This window comes from candidate division WOR-3 bacterium, assembly GCA_016926475.1.
GTDB lineage: Bacteria > SDB-A > SDB-A > SDB-A > SDB-A > JAFGIG01.
The window spans coordinates 1-4351 of record JAFGON010000101.1; the positions used below are offsets into that span (position 1 = coordinate 1).

The following is a 4351-nucleotide window of genomic DNA, read 5'->3' on the forward strand; positions in this document are numbered from 1 at the left end:
TAAGTTTTCACGTTCTGAATCTCCAAATACCGGCCACACCGGAAAATTGTCTTGATTGAGAGGTTTACCGCCTTTTATAGCCAATTTGGGCATTGTTTTCTCCTATGAAAGATAAAAAGCTTTGAAGCCTTTTATTGTTTGAAAAATATCGGCTTTGTGGCTAATTTCGAAAGGAGAGTGCATCGATAAAACAGGTGTTCCGCAGTCAATTGTCGGTATTCCCCAATAAGAAATAAATTTTGCAACTGTTCCGCCCCCTCCCTCGTCAACTTTTCCTAGTTCACCAATTTGCCATACGACATTTGAAGAATCGAAAATACCACGGATCTTTGATATGGTCTCAGCGTGAGCGTCGTTGGTCCCTGATTTTCCCCTTGAACCAGCGTATTTGACGACCGTGATACCATGTCCGAGTTTTGCCGCGTTGTTCTTTTCCAATACTTCAGGATAATCGGGGTTGAGAGCGCAGGCTACATCAGCCGAAATGCAAAAACTCTTTCGCATTGTTTGCCTGATGGTTGAATAACTGACATTTTTATATGAAGATTTCAGCAGTTCATGGACGGCATCTTCCAAGATGATTGAATCCGCTCCGGTGTCTCCGGAAGACCCGATTTCTTCTTTGTCTAACATTAGAACCATGCAGGCTTTTTTGGGGTCTGTTGCTTCTTCGAACGCTTTGAAAGAGCAAAATGCAGATATTCTGTCGTCTTGTCCGTATCCACCTATCATAGATCTGTCGAAACCTACGTCCAGTGCCTCGCCTGATGGAACTATTTCACATTCAGCGCATAAAAGGTCTTTGAATGATACGCCGTAATTATCTTTCAAAAAAGAGAGCACTGCTTTTTTTACGCTTTCTTCATTTTTGGTTTCATCTGGCAAGGAAGACACAAGAAGGTTTAGTTTTTCCCCAGGTATCGCGTCCTGAATTTTCTTGTCGTCTTGGACTTTATGAGAAAGATGCGGCAAGAGGTCATTTATTGTGAAAACGGGATCTTTTTGGTTTTCACCAATGACTATATGCTTTTTTTCTCCGTTACCATCAATTAAAAAGCAGTGAAGTGCTAAAGGTCTTGAAACCCACTGGTATTTTTTTATCCCTCCATAATAATGGGTTTTTAGAAAAGCCAACCCGGAATCCTCGTATAGAGGATTGGGTTTTAAATCGAGTCTTGGAGAGTCGATGTGTGAGACAATTATGTTGATACCTGATTCCAGGGATTCAGACCCCAGGCGAGAAATAGATATGGATTTATTCATGAACTCCTGAAAATGGTATTTTTTCCCGGTCAATTTACCTTTATACCAGTCAACTACTTCGCGTTCAGTTTTAGCTACGCTCAAAAATTTTCTGTATTCTTCGGATTTTTCGAATGCTTCTTTTTTTTCCTCATCTGTCATTTTAGTCCAAGCAAGAGGAAAATCCGGATCGCTGTGCTTTTCTTTCATTGTATCTCCTTAAAATTTTATTATTTCGTCGATTTTTTCATCTTCTCTTTTCGTCAGGACGTGAATCTCATTTTTAAGAATGGCTATAGTATGTTCAAAATGAGCCGAAAGTTTTCCGTCTGCTGTAGTCACAGTCCAGTTGTCCCCAGAAACCTTTACATTGTGGGAGCCCTCGTTGACCATCGGTTCTATGGCGATGGTCATGCCGGGTAGAATTTTGATGTTTCTGAAACCTGAATTGTTTTCAGGTACGAAATTTGGAACACTCGGTTCTTCGTGCAGATTTCTGCCGACTCCGTGGCCCACGAATTCTCTGACGGAAGAAAAGCCGTTTTCTTTTATGATCTTAAATATCGCAGAGCTGATGTCAAAAAGCTTTGATCCGGGTTTAGCCGCTTTAATTCCGGCGTAGAGAGCTTTTTGAGTTGTGTCTCTCAACTTTTCCATTTTTTTTGAAAAGGGTGGAATTATCACTGTCAGGGCTGAATCAGCTATCCAACCTTCATAGGTGACGCCCATGTCCAAGCCTATTAAATCCCCCTCTTTGAGAACTCTTTTTCCTGGCAGTCCGTGAATTACCTCGTCGTTTACCGAAATGCATATCGCGCCGGGATAATCTCGGTAGCCGAAGAAAGTAGGCTTTGCGGAATACTTCTCACAGAGCTTGAAAGCTAATGCGTCTATGCTCGAAGTTGTCTTGCCTGGGACGCAGCTCTGGGAGAGTTCGGATAAAATTTTCGCTAAAATACTTCCGGCGATTTTCATTTTTTCAATTTCATGTCTGGTTTTCAATTCCATGGTTTTCCAATCATTGTCAGGCATTCTTTATCAGTTATCGCTTTGAGTGTCTTCAAATTTGATTTCTCTGATTCCTGTCCCGAAAGAACCGAAGATATCTTCGTTTTGGGATGAATCCTGAGAATCTATTCTTACTTCACCTCCGACCTTTTTTGCTATTTCATCTATGGGTGTTGTCATGAACTCCGAGTTCTGGGATTCTTTTTGAATGTCGGGAATCAACCCGTCTTGCTGGACATCCACTTTGTAGGCGAAAGCTGATTCGGTTTCCTCTTTGAAATACTTGTTGAACAATGTTTTTTTCTGCTTGTCTTTCAAAATAACGGATAGTCTTTGAAAAATATTACTCGGCAATGTCTTCACCTCTCAGCTGTTTTAATCCCCTTTTTGCCTCTTCGTCGAGGGGATTTACGTCTACTGCTCTCTGCCAAGCGTCTTCGGCCAGATCGTATTTTTTCATTTTAAAATAGATTTCACCGAGAGCTGACAAGGATCTTGAATAATTGGGTGAAAACTTCAAAGACTCTTTGATTAAGGTCTCTGCTTGATCGAGTTTTTCGTCATAGACATATAGAAGGCCGAGGTTTATATAAGCTTCAACGGTTTCAGGACTCATCTCTATGACTTTGGTGAAAAGGTTTTTCGCTTTTTCCATTTCTCCTATTTCGGCAAAAACAATTCCCAGGTTGAGATAAGGTTCGTGAAGTTCCGGAGCGAGGTCGGTAGCTTTTTGAAACTCCTTGATTGCTGTGTGGAACTGTTTTGTGTGATAAAAACCCACTCCTCTGTCATTGTGGGTCATGGCTTTGGATCTGTTGCTTTCTTTTTCCAGTGTTTTCAGGTTTTTTTCCTCCCGTTCAAACACTTCGATTTGCTTTACTAGAATGTTTTCAAGTTTTTCTGATAGGGAATTTATGTTCTCAACGCTTTGCCGCTGGGATTCGATGAGGCTGCCGATGGAGGAGAAAGCTTTGGTAATGCTGCTTGAAGCTTCACGTATCATCTGTGTCATTTCTCTGTTCGAATTGACCATCATTTCATTTTGCTGCGACAAGGAATTGAAGAGCTGAACGGAGGTATCGGTTCCTTGCTTTTGTAGATGGGCTATTGTAGAAATGTTGTGGAGGTGGGGCAGGATTTTTGATGACACTATTTCCCTGAAATCCATAAGCATTTGTATCTTTTTACTTTCAGCGAGAGTTACGCCTTTGACGTAATTCTCCAAGAACTCGACAAGTTTGGTCCATGAGTTTCCCTGGGTGACATGCGCCATCGATTGGCGGATATCTTCTATGTCCGTTTTCAATGCGGAGATAATGGAAAAAAGAGAGCTCTGTTCTTTAGAGTAGGCTTCAATCCACCTGGATATAGCTTCTTTGACGAAAAGCCTGTCTCTTTTTTCTTTTTCAGTGATCATTTTTACAGCGTTTTGTTTGATCTCATCTCTGATTTCCATGATGCCTTGAACTGACATTTTTGAGACTGGTATCAAGTTCTGAATAAGTCTGTCGAAACTGTCAGACAGGTCTTTTGAATACCTTTCGGTGAGGTTTGCGGTGTTTTCCGAGAAAATTACTCCAAGAGATGATTCGTTGTTGCTGATTTGTGTGAGAATTTCTTCTTGATTGTCACCGGTTGTCTTTATGGTTTCTACTAATTCCGAAATTTTCTGTTCCAAAAGGGATTGGTTGTTGGAAGAAACTTTTGCCATTTCATTTTTTGCGTTTTCTATCGCTTGAATCAGGGATTGGTTCGCTTTTTCGATATTTTCTTTGTCTCTGGTTTCTTTTTCTTTGAGGTAATCGGCTATGTTGGCTGCTTTTACCGAATTCTCTAAACTAGACAGAGAATCCGGGATTGTGTTTATGGCTGAAGTCATGGAATTGATGTATATGGACAAGCTCTCCATGAGGGATTGTTGATTTTTGGAGAGTATGTTGCTGACGTTTGCAAGCAGAATGTTTGCGAGTTCGTTTTCCCTCGTCTCTTTGTCTCGGAGAAAATCTAAGACGTTGTTGGTCTTTATGAAATTTTCTATTTCACCGACAGATGACGGCAGTGTCGATATTTCTTCTTTGAGAGTCGAAAAATATCCGTCGAA

4 protein-coding genes are annotated in these 4351 nt (G+C 41.0%); all 4 read right to left on the minus strand.

Annotation, left to right across the window (positions count from 1 at the left end):
- Positions 1-102 precede the first annotated feature (102 nt).
- Positions 103-1452, minus strand: coding sequence for an aminopeptidase (locus tag JXA84_09890; protein MBN1151513.1), 1350 nt, complete (start codon positions 1450-1452; stop codon positions 103-105).
- 9 nt (positions 1453-1461) lie between these two features.
- Entirely contained in the window at positions 1462-2250 is a 789-nt protein-coding gene (gene map, locus JXA84_09895) for a type I methionyl aminopeptidase (GenBank protein MBN1151514.1), read from the minus strand.
- 30 nt (positions 2251-2280) lie between these two features.
- Positions 2281-2604, minus strand: coding sequence for a hypothetical protein (locus JXA84_09900; protein MBN1151515.1), 324 nt, complete (start codon positions 2602-2604; stop codon positions 2281-2283).
- Positions 2594-4351, minus strand: a 1758-nt coding sequence (locus tag JXA84_09905; GenBank protein ID MBN1151516.1) for a tetratricopeptide repeat protein, incomplete at its 5' end; no start/stop codon positions are given. The genes JXA84_09905 and JXA84_09900, both read right to left, overlap by 11 nt.

Coding starts and splice junctions, on each gene's coding strand:
- map (MBN1151514.1), bottom strand. CDS start 2,250: ATGGAATTGAAAACCAGACATGAAATTGAAAAAATGAAAATCGCCGGA.
- JXA84_09890 (MBN1151513.1), bottom strand. CDS start 1,452: ATGAAAGAAAAGCACAGCGATCCGGATTTTCCTCTTGCTTGGACTAAA.